Here is a 19,663-nt window from a genome sequence, read left to right as displayed (position 1 = left end):
ATCTCCCGGTAAGGCAGGTAGCCCGCTGATGCCCGACCTCACCACCGCCCAGCAGGATCGGATGCAGCGCCTGCTCGTCACCGCGCTGCGCGAGGCCGTCGACGCCCTGCCGGACAGCACCGGTGAGACGGCCGCTCGCGCTCTCGCCGACCGCCGCACCGCTCTCGACGCGCTCATCGACCGGCCGCGGCAGCCGTAACCGACAGCTCGCCGCGGGCGGCCAGGACGTCGGGCGCCCAGAGCGCCAGGTCCGCGGGCTCCAGGTCCATCCGCAGACGCTCGTACCGCGCACCGTGACGCAGCCGGCCCAGCTCGTAGGCGGTGTCGACGCGCACCTCGGCCACGAGCTCCGGCGCGACAGGGTGGAAGCCCAGCGGCTCGCCGCTGCCGGGCAGCCCGGTCCACGTGGCGGGCAGCGGCACCGGCCACGGGTGCCGCCCCGCGGACACCGGCCGCAGCAGCCCGGCGAAGTCCTGCCGATGGGCGCTCGCGATCGCGTGGGTACGCCCGAGGAACCGCAGCCGTCCCTGTTCGTCCCAGCGCCCGAGCAGCAGGGCCCGGGGCGCGGACACCGAGCCGGTCACCCCGCCGATGATCGCTTCGATGGTGTGCAGCGCCTTGTGCTTGATCCACGCCGCTTTGCCGGGCACGTACCGGCCGGTGAGGGGCTTGGCCACGATGCCTTCCACTCCGGCCGCCGTCCAGTCCCGCAGCCACTCGCGGGCCCAACCGACATCCGGGGTCTGGGGGCAGACCGGCAGTTGAGGGCCGGCATCGGCCAGCAGCTCGCTCAGCCGGGCCCGACGCTGCAGCAAGGGCTGGTCCAGCAGCGCCGTACCGCCGGCATCGGCCAGCAGGTCGAAGGCCACCAGGTGGACGGGATGGGCGGCGGCTTCCTGCGCCAGTGCCCGCCCGGCCGTGACCCGGCGCTGCAGGGCCCGGAAGTTGGTGCGCCCGGTCTCCAGGTCCCAGCTGATCAGCTCACCGTCCAGTACCACGCCGGCCGGCACGCCACGAAGGCATTCCAGCAGGTCAGGATAGTAAGGCGACAGGTCACGGCCCCGCCTCGACTGCAGATACACCCCGTCGCCGAGCCGCCAGGCAAGGCACCTCCAGCCATCCCACTTGGGCTCGTAGCCGAGCGCGGCACCGCCGGCGCCGGCGACCGGCAGATCCGCGACAGCGACCGCCCGCATCGGCTCGACCGGTGGCCGCAGCAGGCGCGGCAAGGACCGGCTCACCACGCCACGCTATGGCCGGGCAGTGGCCTTGACAGGCGAAAACACGGAATCCATGGCGGCCCGGGAAGGTGATGCCTCGCCCTCCACCATGATCAACAGCTACGCTGGACATAGAACATGTGTTCGACATCGGTGGGTGTTCCCGCGAAGATGCCCGCCGAGCCGGACGCCGAGGTAACCGCCGTCGCTTCCCCGCGGCACAGGTCCGGCCAGTGGGGAGGAGCACGGGCGTGGCAGGCAGACAGGCCGTCTGGGCCGGCACCGGCCGCATCAACGGCGTCGCCGGCGTGCGCGCCGCCCTCGACCGGGTCAACACCGCCGCCGCCCGGCGCGCGGTCACCGGCACCCTCGCCCTGCCGCTGCAGACCGGCACCGAGGCCGAACTGGCTGGCGACACCACCGAGGTACTGCCCGCCGTCGAGCAGCTGCAGCCCCTGCTCCCGTGGCCCGGCGGCTTGCGGCGGGGAGCGACGATCGCCGCGGTCGGCTCGACCACCCTGCTGAACCTGCTCCTGGCCGGCGCGATGCGTGATGGATCTTGGGCCGCCGTTGTCGGCCGGCCCGACTACGGGGCGCTCGCCGCCGGCGAGGCCGGCATCCCCCTCGAGCGGCTGGCGCTCGTCGCCGATCCCGGACCGGACTGGCCCGCCATCGTCGCCGCCCTGATCGACGGCGTGGCCGTGGTCGTCGTCCACCACCACGGCCCGGTCGCCGAGCCGATCGCCCGGCAGTTGCAGAGCCGTGCCCGCCAGCGCGGCACGGTGCTCATCCCCACCACCGCCTGGCCGGCCAGCGACCTGGTGCTCACCGCGACCGGCCGGGGCTGGACCGGCCTCGCCGCCGGCCGCGGCCGGCTACGCAGCCAGCACCTCAGCATCCACGCCACCGGCCGCGGCCGCGCCGCCCGCCCACGTACCGGGGACCTGGTCTGGCCGCCGCCCGTCCCGGAGCCGTCACAGCGCATCCCGCCGCCTGCCCCCGAGCCCGCGCCGGTGCCCGAGACTCCCAATCCGCTCTGGGACGACCTCATGCCGGCGAGTGCCCCGCAGGACCCCTGGGCGCCGCTGCGCCAGGAGATCGGGCTCCGCCGCTGACCTCGCCGGCCCTCGCCCGGACCCGCTCAGCCCCGGTGACGCTCCGGGAGCGGCACGGTGTGCCCCACCGCGTCGCTCCACCACCAGGGGCTGCCGTTGACGATCACGCACGGGGCCGCGAGCGTCAGGCCGCGCACCTGGTCGAGGTCGACGCCGGGCATCAGGATGACCTGGTCGCGCCCGTTGACGGACAGGCGCCATCCATAACGGCCGTCATGGTCGGAGGCCTCGTCGCGCTCCGGCTCACCGACCACCGCGGTGTAACTGTCGGGCCGGCCGTCGATCTCCGCCCGCGTGATGGCTTCCCGTTCGGCCGCGGCCGCCACCTCCGCAGCGAAGGTTCGCATGTTCGCGGCGGCCACCTCCAGGTGAGCGCCGTCAACGGCCTGCATTCCAGGAATGATCATCGGTCAACCGTAGGCCGGGACGGCCCGTCCCGGGATCGGGGTTGCGGGGGTGTGTCGCTCGTCGTGACGAGCGGGGGCGGGCGGCCGGCCCTGCTGCAGGAAGCCACCCGCCCCACTCACCCCAAAGAGACCCTCACGACTACCTGACTAGCGCCTATAGTCATGGTGTGAGTGACGACGTCGGCCCTCTTCTGGGTGCCCACGAGATCCGGATCCGGCTCGGCAACGTCAGCAGGCAGCGCGCCTATCAACTGACCAGCCGCGCTGACTTCCCGAGGCCCATCGCCGACCTGGCCCAGGGCAAGGTGTGGCGCGCCGAGGACGTCGACACGTGAATGGCCGTGCACCGGCCGCCGGCGTCGCGCTGACGGATGGGCCGCTCTGCCGCACCGGCGGTCGCGCCCGGGCGCGCGCCGACTCGCGGCGCCGACAACCGCCTCGATGCCGCGGCAACACCGTACGGTGACGGGCATGGATGCATCCGGTGCCAAGCCGGCACGCGCGCGGAGCCTGGCGCTGCTCGGTGAGCACGCCGGGGCCCGGACCCGGACGGTCGACGAGCACATGTTCACCGTCGGGCAGTCCTCATGCCGCCTGCAGTTGTTCACTGGAGCAGGACTGCGGCCGGTGGCGATCGCGACGCAGACCGACCGGGAGGGCGCGTCGTTGATGAACCGCGCGGAACGGTTCGTCGAGGCGGTGTGGCAACGGCACTGCCCGGGCGAGTCCCAGCCGCCGATCTTCATCGCCCATCATCTGCGGGCAGCCGGTGACCGCGGGTTCAGCCACTACGGCTTCACCGTCACGGGCCCGTTCGCGGTAGGCAGCCCGCCGAGCTGGGGGCCTCGCCTGACCATGGACGAGCTCATGGCGCTGGTCGGCGGCCCGGTCGATGCCGGGCGAGGCGACGGGTTCTCCGCCCCGCCACCGCCGGCTGAGCCGTGGATGCGTTTCGAGGTCGCCGCGGTGATCGGCCTGCCCCGGCCCGACCTGGACGGCGAGCCGGCCTGCATGCCGGCGGGGACGCCGTGGTGGCGGCGCCTGGTGCGGCAGGTGGCTCCGAGCCGCGCCCAGCGGGGCTGCTGCTGGTATCACGACGTCGACTGGCGCGCCGCGTCGCAAGCGGCGATCACGGCGCTCGCCGCGGCGCACGCGCGGCGTCTCGAGCCTGATCCGGACGAGGACCCGCAGGATGCCCTCCTTGACGCGGCGGTGACCGCGCTGGAGGAGCAGGACCTCGACGCCGCGACGGTGGAGGCTGCGGGAACCCTGTTCTTCGACCCGATCCAGCCGGAGAGCCCCGGCGGTGCCGTCCCCTACATCAACGGCCGGCACCGGGCCCAGGCGATGCTCGACAGCGGGGTGCGCCGCACCGTGATCGGCCGCTGGATCTACCCCGACGAGGCCGACCGGTGACCGGGCCGTCCGACACGACGATCAGCGCGCTCATCGCCTCTACCACTCAGGTCGGCCGGGTATCGGGCCGCGAACCGTGGCGCGAGTTCCTGCTCCGGCTGACCGGCGGCCGATGGCCGCGGCGTCGTGGCTGGCCGGTCGTGCCCCGCCTGGCCACGCCCTGGCAGGACACCGTCTCCCCCGAGCGCACCGGCTGGCGGATGCGCGCTGCCAACCTGCCGTCCACGACCCCCGGTGACACCGACCGCGACGAGTTCGCCTTCGCCGTCGACTACCAGCGCTGCACCCGCTGCCGTATCGGCTGGGTGGAGCAGCCCTGCACGCTGTTGCTGCGCTCGTCGAGGTTGAACGCGGTGCGCTTGGCCCGCTCGTCGGACTCCGCGGCCCGGAACCCGAGCATGTAGAGCAGCCGCGGCGGACGGCCGAGGTCCCCGAGCCGCCGGTACTCGGCGGTGATGGTCGTCGATCCCGGCCCGGACTTGTGCTCCGAGGTGCAGAACCTGTTGCCGTTATTGGGGAACCGGCCCCGCCGTTCGATGTGGTCGAGCAGGTCCTGCTCGTCGGGGTAGTTCTTCGGGTTGCGGCTCGTGACAACCAGCCGCAGCCCGAGCAGGTCGGCCTGCTGTTCCACCAGCTGGCGGGTGCCGGGCCGGTCGCCGAACGCCCTCACCAGGGGCTCGGCGTTCGGGCCCATGTCGGCGGTGCCCGGCCACGTCACCCGGTCGCCGAGCGCGTTGTACTGCACGACCAGCCGGTCGAGCGGGTAGCCCTGCGCAAGCGCCAGCCGGTAGACGGCGATCTTCATGGCCAGCGAATCCTTGCCCGCCGACGAGTTGAGGATGCCGCCGTCGTAGTCCCACAGGTCGATCTCCGGAAGGTCGATGTCGAGCAGCGCGAGCCGGCGGGCGGTCGCGCATTCGACGGCGTGCAGGTCAAGCACGGATCAGCTCCTTCGGTGCGGGGTCCGGGATGAGCGGGTACGCCAGGACGTCGAGCCCGAGCGGCGTGTGCCGGCGGGTCACCCGCCCGCCGAGCCGGAAGACGAAGCGGTGGTTGCCGCGGTGCCGGACACGGATGACGCCGATCTCGGCGAGGGCGTCACGCAGCCAGCCGGCGTCGGCCAGTCCGGGCGGCGGTGGTGTCGCGCCGAGCTCCACGAGCCGCCGGATCTGCCCGGCAGCGCCCTGCTCCTGCCTGCGGATCTTCTGGGCCGACCGGTCCGGGAACACGGTCAGATCCGGCAGGAACGTCAGGGTGCGCGCGGTGGCGCGGCCGCAGTAGGCAGCCCCATAGGCGCGGTACAGGTCTCCCACATGACCGTGCATGCCGACCATGGGCCGGGGCATCGGGTCGGAGAACGCCACGACGCCGCGTAGGCCGTGCTCGGCCGCAGCGCCGAGCACCCGGCGCACGAACCAGGTCTCCTGGCGGAGTGTACGGATTCGTATGTGACGAATGGGTCGTCCTGGACCGACCTTGAACGCCGGCGTTCCCCAACCACTTGACCTTCTGTTGGCGGTCCCGGGTGCGGGGCCACGGTTGCGGCCGCGTACTGCAAGGTTGGGTAGCGGCGTGTCGAGTGATGCCTCCATTCGTTGTCGATGAAGGAGCATTGCGAGATCTGGCTGTTTGATTCGCGGCCGGAAGAGGAGTGGGTGATGACCTTCGAGGCACATCGCGCAGTGATAGACGAGCTGCTGGCCACGTGGGACTCGGATAAGGACTTCGAGGTACGGATCAAGCACGCGCCGCGCGGCAGGGCCGCCGTCGCATTCACGGCGAACGCCTATCGGTACGCGAATGTTGTTCGGATGTTGTGGGACCAGGAGATTTATGCGGAGACCGTTCCACTCGCCCGCACCTGCTTCGAGTCCGCGGTGCTTGCGGCGTGGGTTCAGCAATCCGATGCCACCGTCGTTGATGCCCTACTGCACGAGACCTTTCGTAACGGGTACAACCTCATGAAGCAGCTCAAGGAGGCGAACGTCCCGGTACCTGCGGAGGTCGAGGCCCGGGTGACCGCGCTCCGGAGCGCTATCGCGAAGCCTGCGCCGGACATATCGGTCCAAAAAATGGAGGATATGTGTCGATCCTTCCGTGGTGGCAGTCAGCTCTATTTGATCTTCAGGGTCCTCAGTGGCGAGACCCATGCGCTCGACGCGTTGCGGCGCTACCTCGTCGAGGACGATGGCGAGCTGGTTCCGATCAAGAACGCTGGGGATCAGCCGGGCGGAGCCGTGCAAACGTCGTACCTCGTAGCGTCGTCGCTGGTATGGGCCGGACGCGCGTCCGATGAACTTGAGATGCATCATCCGCACAAGAAGGTCCTCCGCAAGGCCGCAAGAAGTCTGCGTTGCTATCCGATCTTGCATAGGTGAACGAACCCATAAGATGCCGATTTGCATCGGCTGTGTCCTTCCGTGGTCTATTCCTAATTTCTTGGCGGAGTGCACGGATTCCTTGGTGACGAATGCGTCTGGCCGGAGCGGCCACCAAGAGCCCAGCACGTTCGGCGGCAAGGTAACCGCAAGCTAGCCAGGGTTGATTCTGGCGCCACCGGGAACGGGTGCAGGACTTCGTGCCTACGGACGCTACTCCTCGCCACCCTCGTCCCATCTTCGCTGATTAATCTCGTGCTGAAGGTCATCCAGGCGGGAATCGTACGAAGCCAACCGCGTGCGCCGGGGCGGCCGCTCTCCGGGCAGCAGATCCAGGCCGTCCAACGGGGGTTGCCACCATTGGGGGATCGGAGGCAGTCCGAGGCGTCGAACCGCGTCATTGGCATTCGGCCGAGTCAGGATCTGATAAACCGTTTCGACCGCTGGTCGCTTCAGTGCTTCGTCGTTAAAGGTGTAGTACAGGGGCCTCACCTCCTTGTCAGCCCACATGGCGGCGAAGTTGGCGACCTTACCGGTCAGGAAGTTGCGGTTGGGATCCGGACGCCGATCGACTACGCCGAACCGGTGCAGCAACTCGGTAGACCGCCATGCATGGCGACTCAGCCGAAACTCGGTCTGGCGCCGCTCGGCGGTGAGGTAGACGCCCATAAGTTTGTGCTCCCGAGCGTGCCGCCACCGTAGTAGCGACAACACGAGGTATGTCGCGATCTCTGAGTCAGTCAGGGCGAACAACCATAGGTTCGTGAAGAAGTGCCTGGATACCGGCACGGCGTGATCATGGTCTGGTTTTGTGTATCCGTATTCAGCAGATGTGCCGTCCTCGGCCTTAAGCCGCTGCAGGTCATAGCTCCGGCGCCCTTGCCTTTGACGGTCCCGTGGAACCGTGAGTACACGGTGCTTCTCGAGCCCTCTGATCGCCTCACTGATCTGCCTGGCTCGCAGATCACTTGCGGTACGGCCGGTGCCACGTGCCGGCGCAGCATCGGTGAGTACCAGTTGGAGCCACGACAACCGGGTGTCCCCATGCTTGGGCGTAACCCTTCTGCCGGGGACTGTGTACGGCGTCCAGTCCAGGGTGCACTGCTCGTTGAAGATCATAAGAAGTAGCAGGCGCAGCTGTAAGCCCTTGGACTGGATCAAGCGCGGCAGCAGTGGCCCTTCCGGACGGTCCAGGCCGGAGATAAATCCGGAGCGAATGTAGATCCACTCGCTCCGGTGGCTTCCCTCCCAGATTCGAGTCAAATTCTCCTGGACGACATCGGACAGGAACCGGCCGTGTCCGATGTCCTTCGCGGCGCGCAGTCCGTTGATTAGCTGGACACGTGCCGCGTTGGTCCTCGTCACTCGGCACCACGGCCGCGCATGGCCTCGACATACTTGGTGATATGTGACAGCACGTTGAGATAGTGACGCCGTGAGCTCGGGCGCCGAGCGAACAGGGCCGCGACGGCTGTGATCATCATGCAGAGGGTGACGGCGGCCAGGGGGGCGGCGATTACGAGAGCCCCCAGGCCAAGCTGGCCAACGAACTCCGGCATGTGAGAACCTCCAACTGAGTCAGCACTGAGGTCCGCTTCCCATGCTTTCCAGGGCGATTGGGAACGCGGGCCTTTGTGTTGTGCCGAGCGGCGACAACACGGTCAAGGATCGCGATGATTCCTCGCCCTGTCGCGTTGCTGATCTTGTGGGAGGGGGTGTCAGGTCGTCGATCCGGACAGTCAGTAATCAGCACCTAACATTTATCTGGTTGTTGAGGGGTTGTCGTCAAGGGGCGTACATCAGCTGATCCTGGCGGTGACGCAGTCCGGCGTAGTCGCTGCGAGCGGCCCCGGCGGCCTTGGACCACATCCTGACCTGGCTGTCGAGCACGGTCAGCGGTATGGGGTGGTGAACGCCCACGGCTCGGCTCGTCGGTTCTTGATGATCACTTGGGTGCTGGAGGCGCTGAGTGGTTCGTCCTCCGGAGATGCACTGCCGTAGAAGTTGTCACCGGGTCCGAAGGTCGACGTAGGTACCACGTGTAGCGCCGGTGGCTTTGGACCACTTGGCGGCGGCGCCGGCCGAGAGGCCGATCTGCTCGGCGAGTAGTGCTGGTGGGAGCTGAGCGGCGAGGGCGGCGAGGGCGGCGTTGCGGGCTTGGAGAGCGTTGTGTAATCCCAACTTGGCGGCTCGGTCGCGCAGCCGTTCCCCGGATAGGGGCCGATTGCCCTGGCTGCTGGGAAACAGCCAGCGTGAGCCGGTCGTGCGAGAGTGGTCGGCGACCCCGCGGGCGAGGCTGGCCAGAGGTTCGCGGAGCCGGATGGGCGTGGCGGCCAGAGTGATGGTGGTTCGGCCGTCGGTCACAGTGACCGCGTCGAGGTCGAGGGCGGCCAGTCGGGTGATGCGCTGGCCGAAGAGCAGGACGAGGACAGCCGCGAGGCGTGCGGGTGGATCGTCGTCTTGATCGCGCAGCAGGCGCTGGGCCAGGGCGAGGCGTTCCTCGTCGTCCAGCATCGCCCGTTGATCCCGGCTGACGCTGGCGGGAACGTCCAGCTCCGCGGGCATGTAGTCGTGGGCGACGGCCCATTTCACAAACGAGCGCAGGGCGGATCGGTGGCTGGGTAGTTCAGCGACCCATGCGTCGAGTTGTGTCTGGGTGACGCTGGTAAGGCCACCGGCGTTGGCAGTGGTGGTGGCGGCGAACAACGTGGCGGTCTTGATCCGATCCAGGGGCCAGCGCAGGAGCTCGGACCGGACGGCGGCGCCTTCGCTGATCTTGCGTTGCAGCGGGCGGGTGACTGACCATCGCACGTAGCGGCGGATGACGAGCCGCGTTGGTTCCGGCACGGTGGCCAGCAGCGCGTCGACGCGCTGGTGGTAGGGGTCGAGCGTCGGTGCGCGCTCTGGTTGGCGTCCGTTGATGAGGTTGCAGGTCGGGCACCGGTCGTCGCGGAGTTGTCGGGTGAATAGGCCGCAGCCGACGCATTGGTATAGAAATCGCAGGTCAGCGCAGGGTGGGCACTGTGGTGGTGTGCCAGCGGCGGCGACGTTGGGCTGGACGGCGTAGCAGGTGGCGCAGGCCTGAGGGTCGGCAAAGGCCAGTTCGACGCACGGGCGGCAGATCGGGCCGGCGGGCCAGCGTAGTTCGGCCTTGGTGATCGTGCCGCAGCGGGCGCACTCGAGCCGCTCGTAGGCCCAGCAGCGGGTGCAGCGTGGGGGACCGCTAGCTCCGCCGAGGTCGTGGTGACCGACGCGACCGCATCCCGTGCAGGCGACCGGCGGCTTGCTCTTACGGTGGCAGACGGCGCATAGCGCGGTGCCGTCGTCGTTACGGACGACGGGCCTCCTGATCCGGCTGCAGCCTAAACAGCGTGCGAGGTGCGTGGCCTCCCAGCACCGGTAGCACCGGCTCGTGCCGTCCGCCACCCGGGCGATGACCATATCGTCGGCTCCGCAGCCGCCGCATCGTTCCGGGCGTCGGCGGCGCCCGGCGCAGGCAGAGCAGAGGTGCCCGCCGTCGACAGCGGTGTGGGGGTAGCGCTGTTTGCCGCAGCCCCGGCACTGGATGCGGCCGCGTCGCTGGACAGCACACCGAGCGCAGATTGGTCGACCGTCTTCGTCCGAGCCACCAGGCTTGCGGTGGCGCCCGCAGGCGGCGCAGTCGACTGCGGGTCGCGCCGCGTGCCAGCAGTTTCCACACAGCGGCGGGTCGCTGGCCCGGTTGACTCTCGGCCGGACACGGTCACAGGCCGAACAGGTGACCTTGTTGCGGTGCGCCCAGCAGTTGCCGCATACCGGGCCGGTGTCGCGCAGCTTGGCCGGCCGCTGCTGCTTGCCGCAGTCGGTGCAGGTGATGCGGGGACGGCCGCGGTCGTAGCAGCGCGAGCAGCGGTTGCGAGCGGCGATCTTGCAGTTCGTGCGGCCGCATTCAGCACAGGTGCCGATCATGGTCCGGACCGGACGAAGAACGACGGCGGCACGGCAGAGGGCGGCAGCGGCGTCTCGCCGGCGGCCTTCTTGCGGGCCGCGCGTTTCGCCGGGCGGGCAGCGTTGGCTGGGTCCGGCGCGGCGGCGAGGTCGGTCAACTGGCAGTCGAGGATGTCGCAGAGCGCCAGCAGCAGCGAGATGGTGACCCGTTCCGGTGTCTCGGCGACCAGCCGGTAGACCTGCGAGCGCGACAACACGATGCCGCGATCGGCGAGCGGCTCGATGAGGTCGGAGGTGGAGAACATGCCTCGGATGGCCATGAGCTCACGTAGCTTCCACTCGAATGCCGGTCCGCTGGTCATGACGTCGCTCCTTGCTCGGCGTCGTCGTCCCATTCCAGGCCCAGGCTCTGGTAGAGCACCCGGTCCTTGAAGTCGTCGGACAGCGCGGTGTAGACGGCGGTCGTGGCCACGTGAGTGTGCCCGAGCTGGTCCTGCACCAGCGCCATCGGCCAGCCCATCTCGATCAGCGTCGTCGCGTACGTGTGCCGCAGGCAGTGTGGATTGAGATATTCGGGCAGCCCTGCCTCGTCCCTGATCGCGGCGAAACGCAGGTTGATCTGTCGTGGTGTGATCCGGGCCTGCCGCTCGGTCGGCAGCAGCACCGTACTGTCCACCTCCGGGTAGCAGGCCGTCCGCCCGACCTCGACCCAGTGCTGAGCCGCTTCCGCGGCCCAGGGGAATGCCGTCAGTACGGTGCGGCGTCGCGGTGGTCCGCCCGGGAAGCTCTTGGCGTTGCGCACGACGAGCGCGCCGTAGCGGGAGAATTTCGGGCTCTTGGCGTTGCGTCGGAAGTCGCTCACATCGAGTCCGGCCGTCTCGGTGCGGCGGGTGCCCCACCCCAGCATGATCAGGAACATCGTCGCGTCGCGGTGTGCCGACGCGGCGCCCTTGCGGTGGAACGCCGCGGCGTTGCGCGCACGCGCGTCGACCGTGCCGAAGAACTTGTCCAGCTCTGCCCTCGTTAGGGGCCGGTTGCCGTCCGGGCGGCCCTCGTAGTCGCCCTTGTGCCGGATCAGGTTCAGCTCGTGCGTCACTCGCGCCGGCGTGGCATCGAAGATCTGCTGGCAGACCAGGCCCCACTCGTATCGCGGGTCGGCAACGAACCCGGTGAACGCCACGATGGCGTTCTGGTAGCCGCGCATCGTCGCCTTCGTGCGACCGGCCCGCAGGTGCGCCGCGGTCCATGCCTCGAAATGCGCCGGCGTCCATTCCCATGGCCAAGCACCGGATGCAGCCCGGAGCTGACGCACCAGCCGCTCACGGCCGCGCCGGGTGTCCGCGGCCAGACCCCGAGCTGCCTGCTGGCGGTCGAAGCCCTCCAACATGGCATCGAACACCGCCTGCGGCAGGTCCAGATGCACAACCGAAGAATCCAGGAACGCCGCCGCCCCGAGGTTCGGCACGGACGCTCGTTGCGCCCGAGCAACGGTCAACGGCGATGCTCCTCGTCCCATGGCACGCATCGTTGTCGCATCGGATGCAACATGCAAGGGTGATCGACGACGGACGACCTCTGTGATGTACTTGCGACGCCTGGCGCACCCGACCCGCACCACATGGTCGAGTTGTTGCACGCGCTGCAACAGTGCCTACTTTCCCCGTTGGCGGGAACCTCGTCGATCAACACCAGCCGGGACAACTCGGCGCCGGTGCGGTTGTCCAGGGTCGGGAAAGGGTTGGTGATCACCTTCGGATGCATGGGCTCGCCCAGGACGGCCACGCCGACCAGGTGGTGACGCTCGAGCATCCCGTACGCCAGCCGGCCGACCGGGTACGAGCGGGAGTAGTGGTGCAGCAGCACGAACGCCTTGGCGACCTCCTCGGAGATCTGGAAGACGTGGTAGTTGCGCGGATCGAACCCGCCCTCGCTGGTGTGCCGCCAACTGGGAACGCGTTCTGTAGTGCGCTGGCACCAGCCGGACTCGTACAGCGCCTCGTCGACGGCCGCGCCGGGGACGACGAGGCCGGCCACGCTCACCGCAGCCCTCCACGCCCGGGTGACCACGGGAGCGGATTGCGCTCCTGACCGAGCCGGCCGTGCCCGACATCGCCGTGCCGCTCCGCGACGATGCGCCGCGGCGCGAACGGCGCCGCCCAGCAGCTCGCGTCGGCCAGGGCGGCCAGGCCGCCGGGGGCCGGCTCTGCACTGGCATCCGTCACGGCACCGCCCACTTGCTCACCACCCTGTCGATCTCTTGACGTTTACTCTACTGATGCTAGATTAAAGGTCAAGTATCGATGCGGGGGGATGTGATCGTGCAGCTGCTGCAGATGCCCAAGCCCATCCGGACGTGGCAGTCGCCGGAGCCGCGGCGCATGCCCGCGCTGCGGGGCGTCCTGTCGCACTGGCTCGCCGCCGAGGGCGCGAACTTCTACGAGATCGCCATCCGCAGCGGTCGGCAGCAGATGGGCCTGATCCGGGCGCTGGCCCCGCGGGAGAACGCGCAGCAGCTGGCGACGGCCGAACGCGACCGCGTCACCGGCGGGCTGACCTGGGTGGACGCCACGATGACCCGGTTAGCGGTGCAGGCCGGCCGCCAGCTGCCCAGCTACGACCTGTTCCCGTACCACCTGCCGTCACCGCGTGGATTCATGGTCTTCGAGGACCCGATCGGGCTGCTCTGGTCCGACGAGGGCACACCGGTGGAGATCGCGGCGGTGAGCTGGGGGCCGTGGGCAGGGCCCGAGGGCTGGCAGTGGACCGACGGCGGCACCTGGATGACCTTCTACTCCAGTCACCGGGATGCGCGATACACCCGCAGCACCAAACGGGTCGTCGGTGAGCTCGGCCTGGCCGACGTGCACCCGTTGCTGCCGTACAACGAGGCGGGCTGGCCCTTCGGTGAGCTCGCCGCGATCGAGTTCCCCGCGGAGAGCACCGCGCAGTGGGCGCGCACGGTCGTCGCCGCCTGGCTGCTGATGCGCCAGCCGTTGCACGCCGAGATCGTCTCCGCACCGGCCATGCCCACCTCGGCGAAGAAGCGGATGCGCCGGGTGGGCCTGCCGACCAGCGGCGTCGACATCGTGCGGGTGCGGCGCCGGGCGAGCGGATCGCCCAGCGGCAGCCGCGACGGCAACTACACCTGGACCCGCCGAGTGACGGTGCCGCCGTTCTGGCGGCGCTACCACGTCGGCCCGGGCCGCTCCCGCATCGAGTGGATGTGGATCGACGAGTACGAGGCCGGCCCGCCGGACGCGCCGCTGCACGAAGTCGAGCGGGTGCGGGTGTGGAACCGCTGACCGCGATCACCGAGAAGGGGAAACGGATGCGCGACCTTCTGCGCCGGCTCGCCGCCGGGCTCGATGCGATGTTGCAGCGTGAGCCGATGCCCGAGGCCGATCGGGTGTGGTGGCTCTCGGCGACCACCATTCCCGAGCTGGCCAGGGTCGGGGCGTTGTGGCTGGAAGGCTGGATCGGGTCGCAGCCCGCTTACGCGCCCGGGTACGGCCCGGACACCGAGACGCTGCCGTTCGTGCCGCTGCTGGCCGACGTCAACCGGGCCGGTTTCTACACCACCGGCTCGCAGGCGCCCGACTCCGGCGTTCCGGGCCTGCAGGTGACCACGTCGCTGGACGGGTTCGCCGATGACGCCGTCACGGCACGGCTGCTCAGCCTGCTGCGCGGGTCCGGGCTGGCCTGGTCGGCGTGGCACCAGTCGTCGCGCCGCTTCGAGTCCGAGAACAGGCGGCGCCGCGCCTGGCGCGGGCATCCGGCTCGGGAGATCACCGACTTCTGGGGGTCCTGCCGAGCCGAGGCCGTCGACGCGCTGCGGGCGGGCTGGCAGATCACCATCACGGACCCGCAGCCCGGCCGGGGCCGGCTGCTGTGGCCGGTGCTGGCCGCGTTCGCGGCCGAAGCCCCGGCCGCCGACGACCGGCTGCTGGCTCACCACCGGGGCTTCGGTCCGGCCATGCCGACCGAGCGCGCCCACGCCGTCTACGACGTGCTGACCACCCTGGCCGGCGCCCCGGACGCCGAGCGAACGCGGTTCGTCGCCGCGCACACCGCCCGGTTCCTCCACCGCGGCCAGGTGCCGGGCGGTGGGCACGGCGACGTGCTGGAGCTCTGCCGGCACCGCCACGGCGACCGGCTGTACGTCACCACCACCATCCGGGCCCTCAGCGATCCCGCGGTCCTGGAGCAGGTGACCCGGATCAACACGCGCCTCGACGACCTGCTCGGCCCGGGCGACAACCGGTGGGCACCGCCCACCGAGCACTTCCACCGCGAGGAGAACCCGTGACCTTCCCCGACCATCTCGCGTACGGACCCGCGCCGGCGGCATCAGGCGGTGAGTCGGCATGACGCTCGCCCCCGAACGGATCGCCGACGTCGACGTCGCGCTCGCGTCGTTGTCCCCGCGGCCGGAGCAGATCGATGCCCTGACCGCGTTGCACCGCACCTTCGCGCTGCACGACCGGGCTCAGCTGGTCATGGCGTGCGGCACGGGCAAGACCCTGGTGGCCCGGTGGCAGGCCGAGACCATGCAGGCGCAGCGCACCCTGGTGTTCCTGCCGTCGCTGGGGCTGCTGGCACAGACCCTGGCCGAGTGGCGCCGGGCCCGCGGCTGGGATTTCGAGGCCCTGGTCGTGTGCTCCGACCCGAGCACCTCGGCCGGGCGGGCCGAGCGGAGCTGGGACACCGACGACGGTGAGCAGGACCTGCGGCCGTACTGGGCCCGGTCCCGGGCGCTCGTGACGACCTCACCCGCCAAGGCCTCCGGCTTCCTGACCCGCAAGGTCGACGGCAGGCCGCAGGTCGTGTTCTGCACCTACCACTCCACGCCGGCGCTCGCCGAGGCGCTGGCGGCGGCACACGCCAGCTTCGACTTGGCCGTGTACGACGAGGCCCATCGGGTGGCCGGCAAGCCGCGCGACGAGTTCCTGATGGCCCTCGACGCGCGGGCGGTCCCGGCACGCAAGCGGCTGTTCATGACCGCGACGCCCCACATCGTCGATGGCGACGACGTGGTGTCGATGGACGACCACCACCTGTTCGGTCCCGTCGCGCACACGATCAGCTTCGGTGCGGCGATCGCCGCCGGGCGGCTGGCCGACTATCGCGTGCTGGTGGCGGTGGACCGCGGCACCGTGGTGGACAACCACGAGCCCACCACGGTTCCGGCCGCGCTGCTGAACGCTATCGACGGGCACGGGATCCGCCGGGTGCTCACCTATCACAGCCGCGTGGCCCGGGCCCAGGCCTTCGCCGACACCATGGATCTGGCCCGCAGCCCCGCGAACGCGTTCGTCCGGGCCAGGACGGTGCACGGGCAGATGCCCGCCGCCGACCGCGCGGACACCCTGACGTGGCTCGGCGCCGATCAGGACACCCAGGTACGGGTGGTCTCCAGCGCCCGGTGCCTGACCGAGGGCATCGACGTGCCGTCGGTGGACGCGGTGATGTTCGCCGACAAGCGCACCTCGATCATCGACATCATCCAGGCCGTCGGGCGGGTGCTGCGGCCCGCGCCCGGCAAGCGGTACGGCAACATCATCATCCCGGTGTCGCTGCCGGCCGACCTCGACGACGACACCGGCCTGGCGCTCAGCGAGTTCGGGCACGTGTGGGCGGTCCTGCGGGGCCTGCGCGCCCACGACCAGCGCCTGGCCGAGGAACTGGACGCCGCTGTCCGTGACGGTGTGCGCCGTGGCCGTCGGCGGGCGCCGACCGATCGTGTGCACTTCCTGCTGCCCGACGGGCTCGACGAGGTTGCCGTGCAGCTGCGCCTGGTCGAGGAGGTCGGATCGCGGTGGGAGAAGTTCTACACCGCGGCGACGGACTGGGCCGCGGCCAATCCGGGCCGGCGGATCTCGGCGACCACGGTGCACCACGGCTGCGGCATCGGTAGCTGGGCGGCCGGCCAGCGACGCGCCCGGACCAAGGGCGTGCTGACCGTCGAGGTGGTCGAGCGGCTGGAGCAGATCCCGGGCTGGTACTGGGACCGCGACGAAGCCGACTGGGACGACACCTACCAGCTGCTGCAGTCCTACGGCGCGGCCCACGGAACCGTCGCCGACAACCCGACCGGGGACACCCGGTTCGCGAAGGTCTACAGCCCGGGCCTCGTGCAGTGGCGCCTCGGCGTGTGGGCGGCCATGCAGCGGCAGCTGCACCGCGACGGCATGCTCGACGGCGTCCGCGTCGCCCGGCTGGAGGAACTGCCCGGCTGGGACTGGAACGCCGGGCTGCGGGAGCAGGACGTCGCCATGGTGCAGGCCCTGCGGCTGTTCTGCGACTTCGAGAAGCACGCCGACGTGCCGGAGGACCACCGGGAGAACGGTCTGCCGCTGGGCCGCTGGGTGTGGGCGGTCCGGCGGGCGAACCTGCTCGGCCAGGTCCCGCCGGCTCTCGTCGACGAGCTGACCGCGGCGTGCCCGCGTGACGTCAAGGGCAACAGCCTCTGGCGCTGGGAGCAGCCGGAGGCCCGGTGGCGGCTTGCCTACGCGGCGCTGCGCCAGTACGTAGACCGCGAGCAGCGGCTTCCCACCGGGCACACCGCGGAGGACTTCGCCGGGACCTCCGTGAAGATCGCCCAGTGGGCGGCGCGGCAGCGGTTCCTGCATCGCCGCGCCGAACTGGACGCCCGGTACGCCGGCTGGCTCGAAGCGATTCCCGGCTGGCAGTGGGAGCGCCCGCGCGGCAATGAGTTCGGCGAGCCGATCGATCTCGGCGGCAAGGAGCACGGCGGCGGCTCGCGGGAGGCCATGAAGTGCCCGTGTGAGCCGTGCGTCGGACGGCGCCGGGCCTCGCAGCGGGAGTGGATCGCCCGCAAGCAGAAGATGGCCGATCCGGTGCCGGCCAACCGGGCAGCCGCCCACGTCGCCCGGCTGGAGAGCGCCGGGTGCACGCGCGGGATGGTCGTCGCGGCCTCCGCAGTACCGCTGGGCGTGATCCGCAAAGTGGTCAGCGGCGAGTGGACCCAGCTCGAGCGCGAGCACGAGCAGATGCTGCTGGCCACCACCGTCGAGGCCTGTCACGCCGTGCAGAGCGAGATCGGGTCACGGGGCCGGACGGTGTCACCGATGAACCGCAAGGTCGACGTCGCCCCGACACGCGCGCTGCTCGACGACCTGGCCGCGCGGGGATTCGGCAACGGCTGGGTGTCTCGCGAGTTGGGGTACGCGCGCGGTGGTCTGCAGATCGCCGGCGCCCGGATCACCGCCCGATTGGCCGAACAGGTCGCCGACCTGCACCAGCGGGTGGGAGATCTGCGTTACCCGAGGCAGCGGCACAACACCGCTCCGCCGAGGCTCGCTGAGCTGCTGGCCATGACCGGTGAGACGTCATGACCGCGATCGGCGACGTGCCCGACCCGGTGCTGTCGTACTGGCCCACTCCGCCTGAACTGGCCGACGACGTCGTGTTCCGGTGCCTCACCCCCGGGTGGGCTGACGGGGCCGCCTGCGGCGGGTGCCCGCAGGTGCGGATTCTGGAGCCGTCCGCCGGGCGCGGCGACCTGCTCGTCCCAGTCCGCAAGTACCTGCCCGGCGCGCACATCACCGCCGTCGAGCCGGCACCGCAGCGGGCAGCACAGCTGCGGGCGTCGGGATTGGCCGATGAGGTCATCGAGGCGACGCTGGAGGACTACCTGGAGACGGTGGTCTGGGCAGCGATGGCGGGCACGTTCGAGCCCTTCGACCTGGTCGTGGCTAACCCGCCCTTCACCCTCCCGGATCGACCGGAGGCGTGGGCCGAGCATTTCCTGGCGATGTACGAGCACCCGTACCTGCTCGCACCGGTGGCGCAGATCAGCGCCATCGTGCCGCGCATCGTCACGACCGGGAAGTCCAAGCGGGTGAAAGCGGTCCGGGCTCTGCTGGATCCGTACTTCGGCATTGACATTCACGACAAAGGCACCTGGAAGGACATCGGCGCCGGTGTGAGCACCGCCACGATCTGGGTGGAGGCCCGCGACTGTAACGGCCGGATTCCGACGTGCCCGCACCCGAACTGCGAGTACGAGGCCTGCGACCGCAGAGCCACCAGTTCACCAGCAAGTGAAAGGACCTGATCCGTGCAGACTCAGGACGAGTTCTGGCATCATCTGCGCTGCTCGATCGGTACCGGGCGCCGCATTGACACCACGTGGCGCGAACAGGCTCTGGCCGCCTCTTCCCCCACGTCGGCCGAGGGCGGCGGCCTCTGATGCCGAAGCGGATCCAGCGTCGACGTGTCGCAGGGTGGCGGATGCCTGAGGGCGCCGTGTACGTTGGCCGGCCTTCGGTCTACGGCAATCCCTTCCGATCTGGGGTGCCGTTCTGCGGGCCGACGATCCGGTGCCTCTACACACCGGCCGAGCTGGTGGCGAAGTTTCGCACCTGGCTGGCCGCGGACGAGCTGCACCCGCTGTTCTGGGACGCCGCCTTGATCTCCGCGCACACCGCGATCAAGGCAGCCCTGCGGCAGGGAGGCCTCACCGGCCGGGACCTGGCGTGCTGGTGTCCCCTCGGCCAGCCGTGTCACGCCGACGTGCTGCTGGAATTCGCCACCGGTGCCTACCCGCCTTCGGCCGGCCAGCCCGCTGACCGGACGGGGTGCCACCGGTGATCGCCGCGGACCGCGCCGGGCCGCTGGCAGCGGCGCTACCGGTTGCGGCGCAGCACGCGCCGCAACCCCCTGATCTCGTGTTCTCCGGTCGCGTAGGTCATGCTGACGGCGTGCGCCGTGGCAGCTCCTTCTTCTCCCCCACCCGCCTGCGTCAGTGCCGGACCGAACGCGGTCTCACGCTGGAGCAGCTGGCGACCGGCGCCGTCAGCGAGGGCGCCCGTGGGCTCGACCCCACGGCCATCTCTCACTATGAGGGCGGCCGGCGACAACCCGACGTGACGCTGATCGGCCCGCTCGCCCGGGCGCTCGGCGTCACCAACGCGGACCTGCTGGAGCCGGTCGGCGATCTGACGCTGCGGTACCTGCGGGAACGCGCCGGGCTGTCGCAGGGCCAGGTCGCCGACGACCTCGGCATCAAGACCGCCGCGTACAGCAAGCTCGAGCTCGGCCAGACGCTGCGGGTCTCCCCGGACCGGGTCAGCGAACTGACCCGGGTGTTCGGCGTCGACCAGGCCACGGTCCTGGACGCGCTGCGCAACAGTCAGGACCAGCCGCGGCAACGTCCAGCTGCGGCCGGGTCCTGACGT

Annotated in this window: 23 protein-coding genes; 12 read left to right on the top strand and 11 right to left on the bottom strand. The window is 70.3% G+C overall.

Annotated elements, in window-relative coordinates:
• Nucleotides 1-28: 28 nt before the first annotated feature.
• On the top strand, nt 29-199 hold the full coding sequence (locus tag ACQ0O7_RS30505; RefSeq protein ID WP_430786989.1) for a hypothetical protein: 171 nt from the start codon (nt 29-31) through the stop codon (nt 197-199).
• Here ACQ0O7_RS30505 and ACQ0O7_RS30500 read toward each other — a convergent pair.
• Nucleotides 174-1,241 (bottom strand): ATP-dependent DNA ligase, encoded by a 1,068-nt coding sequence (locus ACQ0O7_RS30500; protein ID WP_430786987.1) that lies wholly within the window; start codon nt 1,239-1,241, stop codon nt 174-176. The two genes, ACQ0O7_RS30505 and ACQ0O7_RS30500, sit on opposite strands and share 26 nt — an antisense overlap.
• A 230-nt stretch (nt 1,242-1,471) precedes the next feature.
• Here ACQ0O7_RS30500 and ACQ0O7_RS30495 point away from each other — a divergent pair, with 230 nt between their 5' ends.
• A complete protein-coding gene (locus ACQ0O7_RS30495) occupies nt 1,472-2,335 on the top strand; it encodes a hypothetical protein (protein ID WP_430786985.1) in 864 nt (287 codons plus the stop codon).
• A 26-nt stretch (nt 2,336-2,361) separates the two neighbouring features.
• Here ACQ0O7_RS30495 and ACQ0O7_RS30490 read toward each other — a convergent pair whose 3' ends face one another.
• Entirely contained in the window at nt 2,362-2,742 is a 381-nt protein-coding gene (locus ACQ0O7_RS30490; RefSeq protein WP_430786983.1) for a hypothetical protein, read from the bottom strand.
• A gap of 191 nt (nt 2,743-2,933) precedes the next feature.
• Between ACQ0O7_RS30490 and ACQ0O7_RS30485 the strand changes: the two genes are divergently transcribed.
• Both ACQ0O7_RS30485 and ACQ0O7_RS30480 read left to right on the top strand, forming a co-directional pair.
• On the top strand, nt 2,934-3,077 hold the full coding sequence (locus ACQ0O7_RS30485) for a DNA-binding protein (protein WP_430787192.1): 144 nt from the start codon (nt 2,934-2,936) through the stop codon (nt 3,075-3,077).
• A 136-nt stretch (nt 3,078-3,213) separates the two neighbouring features.
• Nucleotides 3,214-4,158 (top strand): hypothetical protein, encoded by a 945-nt coding sequence (locus ACQ0O7_RS30480; protein WP_430786981.1) that lies wholly within the window; start codon nt 3,214-3,216, stop codon nt 4,156-4,158.
• A 271-nt stretch (nt 4,159-4,429) separates the two neighbouring features.
• On the opposite strand, the gene ACQ0O7_RS30475 is transcribed toward ACQ0O7_RS30480, so the two are convergent.
• Together ACQ0O7_RS30475 and ACQ0O7_RS30470 are read right to left on the bottom strand one after the other, a co-directional pair.
• Nucleotides 4,430-5,098, bottom strand: coding sequence for a hypothetical protein (locus tag ACQ0O7_RS30475; protein WP_430786979.1), 669 nt, complete (start codon nt 5,096-5,098; stop codon nt 4,430-4,432).
• Nucleotides 5,091-5,570, bottom strand: a complete 480-nt coding sequence (locus ACQ0O7_RS30470) for a hypothetical protein (RefSeq protein WP_430786977.1) — start codon at nt 5,568-5,570, stop codon at nt 5,091-5,093. The genes ACQ0O7_RS30475 and ACQ0O7_RS30470 overlap by 8 nt, the downstream gene beginning before the upstream one ends.
• A 189-nt stretch (nt 5,571-5,759) precedes the next feature.
• On the opposite strand from ACQ0O7_RS30470, the gene ACQ0O7_RS30465 reads away from it, so the two are divergent.
• Nucleotides 5,760-6,536 carry a DUF5677 domain-containing protein gene (locus ACQ0O7_RS30465; protein ID WP_430787190.1) on the top strand — a complete coding sequence of 259 codons (777 nt, stop codon included), beginning with the start codon at nt 5,760-5,762 and terminating at the stop codon, nt 6,534-6,536.
• A 213-nt stretch (nt 6,537-6,749) separates the two neighbouring features.
• Here ACQ0O7_RS30465 and ACQ0O7_RS30460 read toward each other — a convergent pair whose 3' ends face one another.
• From ACQ0O7_RS30460 to ACQ0O7_RS30430, 7 genes are all read right to left on the bottom strand, one after another.
• Complete coding sequence (locus ACQ0O7_RS30460; RefSeq protein ID WP_430786975.1) at nt 6,750-7,901, bottom strand: hypothetical protein; 1,152 nt, start codon at nt 7,899-7,901, stop codon at nt 6,750-6,752.
• On the bottom strand, nt 7,898-8,095 hold the full coding sequence (locus ACQ0O7_RS30455) for a hypothetical protein (protein ID WP_430786973.1): 198 nt from the start codon (nt 8,093-8,095) through the stop codon (nt 7,898-7,900). Before ACQ0O7_RS30455 ends, ACQ0O7_RS30460 begins: the two co-directional genes overlap by 4 nt.
• A 448-nt stretch (nt 8,096-8,543) precedes the next feature.
• On the bottom strand, nt 8,544-9,977 hold the full coding sequence (locus ACQ0O7_RS30450) for a hypothetical protein (protein ID WP_430786971.1): 1,434 nt from the start codon (nt 9,975-9,977) through the stop codon (nt 8,544-8,546).
• A 503-nt stretch (nt 9,978-10,480) separates the two neighbouring features.
• Nucleotides 10,481-10,825 carry a helix-turn-helix domain-containing protein gene (locus ACQ0O7_RS30445; RefSeq protein ID WP_430786969.1) on the bottom strand — a complete coding sequence of 115 codons (345 nt, stop codon included), beginning with the start codon at nt 10,823-10,825 and terminating at the stop codon, nt 10,481-10,483.
• Nucleotides 10,822-11,928, bottom strand: a complete 1,107-nt coding sequence (locus ACQ0O7_RS30440; protein ID WP_430786967.1) for a tyrosine-type recombinase/integrase — start codon at nt 11,926-11,928, stop codon at nt 10,822-10,824. Before ACQ0O7_RS30440 ends, ACQ0O7_RS30445 begins: the two co-directional genes overlap by 4 nt.
• A 26-nt stretch (nt 11,929-11,954) precedes the next feature.
• Complete coding sequence (locus tag ACQ0O7_RS30435) at nt 11,955-12,503, bottom strand: hypothetical protein (RefSeq protein ID WP_430786965.1); 549 nt, start codon at nt 12,501-12,503, stop codon at nt 11,955-11,957.
• Nucleotides 12,500-12,685: a hypothetical protein gene (locus ACQ0O7_RS30430; protein WP_430786963.1), complete on the bottom strand. Its 186-nt coding sequence runs from the start codon at nt 12,683-12,685 to the stop codon at nt 12,500-12,502. The genes ACQ0O7_RS30435 and ACQ0O7_RS30430 overlap by 4 nt, the downstream gene beginning before the upstream one ends.
• Nucleotides 12,686-12,763: 78 nt before the next feature.
• Between ACQ0O7_RS30430 and ACQ0O7_RS30425 the strand changes: the two genes are divergently transcribed.
• From ACQ0O7_RS30425 to ACQ0O7_RS30395, 7 genes are all read left to right on the top strand, one after another.
• Entirely contained in the window at nt 12,764-13,765 is a 1,002-nt protein-coding gene (locus ACQ0O7_RS30425; protein WP_430786961.1) for a hypothetical protein, read from the top strand.
• Nucleotides 13,753-14,769 (top strand): DUF6919 domain-containing protein, encoded by a 1,017-nt coding sequence (locus ACQ0O7_RS30420; protein WP_430786959.1) that lies wholly within the window; start codon nt 13,753-13,755, stop codon nt 14,767-14,769. Before ACQ0O7_RS30425 ends, ACQ0O7_RS30420 begins: the two co-directional genes overlap by 13 nt.
• A gap of 58 nt (nt 14,770-14,827) precedes the next feature.
• Complete coding sequence (locus ACQ0O7_RS30415; protein WP_430786957.1) at nt 14,828-17,818, top strand: Helicase associated domain protein; 2,991 nt, start codon at nt 14,828-14,830, stop codon at nt 17,816-17,818.
• Nucleotides 17,815-18,540, top strand: a complete 726-nt coding sequence (locus ACQ0O7_RS30410; RefSeq protein ID WP_430786955.1) for a hypothetical protein — start codon at nt 17,815-17,817, stop codon at nt 18,538-18,540. The genes ACQ0O7_RS30415 and ACQ0O7_RS30410 overlap by 4 nt, the downstream gene beginning before the upstream one ends.
• A gap of 3 nt (nt 18,541-18,543) precedes the next feature.
• On the top strand, nt 18,544-18,675 hold the full coding sequence (locus ACQ0O7_RS30405) for a hypothetical protein (RefSeq protein WP_430786953.1): 132 nt from the start codon (nt 18,544-18,546) through the stop codon (nt 18,673-18,675).
• On the top strand, nt 18,675-19,076 hold the full coding sequence (locus ACQ0O7_RS30400) for a DUF4326 domain-containing protein (RefSeq protein ID WP_430786951.1): 402 nt from the start codon (nt 18,675-18,677) through the stop codon (nt 19,074-19,076). The genes ACQ0O7_RS30405 and ACQ0O7_RS30400 overlap by 1 nt, the downstream gene beginning before the upstream one ends.
• 110 nt (nt 19,077-19,186) lie before the next feature.
• Entirely contained in the window at nt 19,187-19,660 is a 474-nt protein-coding gene (locus tag ACQ0O7_RS30395) for a helix-turn-helix transcriptional regulator (RefSeq protein WP_430786949.1), read from the top strand.
• Nucleotides 19,661-19,663: the final 3 nt, after the last annotated feature.

It is taken from the genome of Actinoplanes sp. G11-F43, from assembly GCF_050589265.1.
Classification (GTDB): domain Bacteria; phylum Actinomycetota; class Actinomycetes; order Mycobacteriales; family Micromonosporaceae; genus Actinoplanes.
This window is presented reverse-complemented; position numbering and strand designations above follow the sequence as displayed.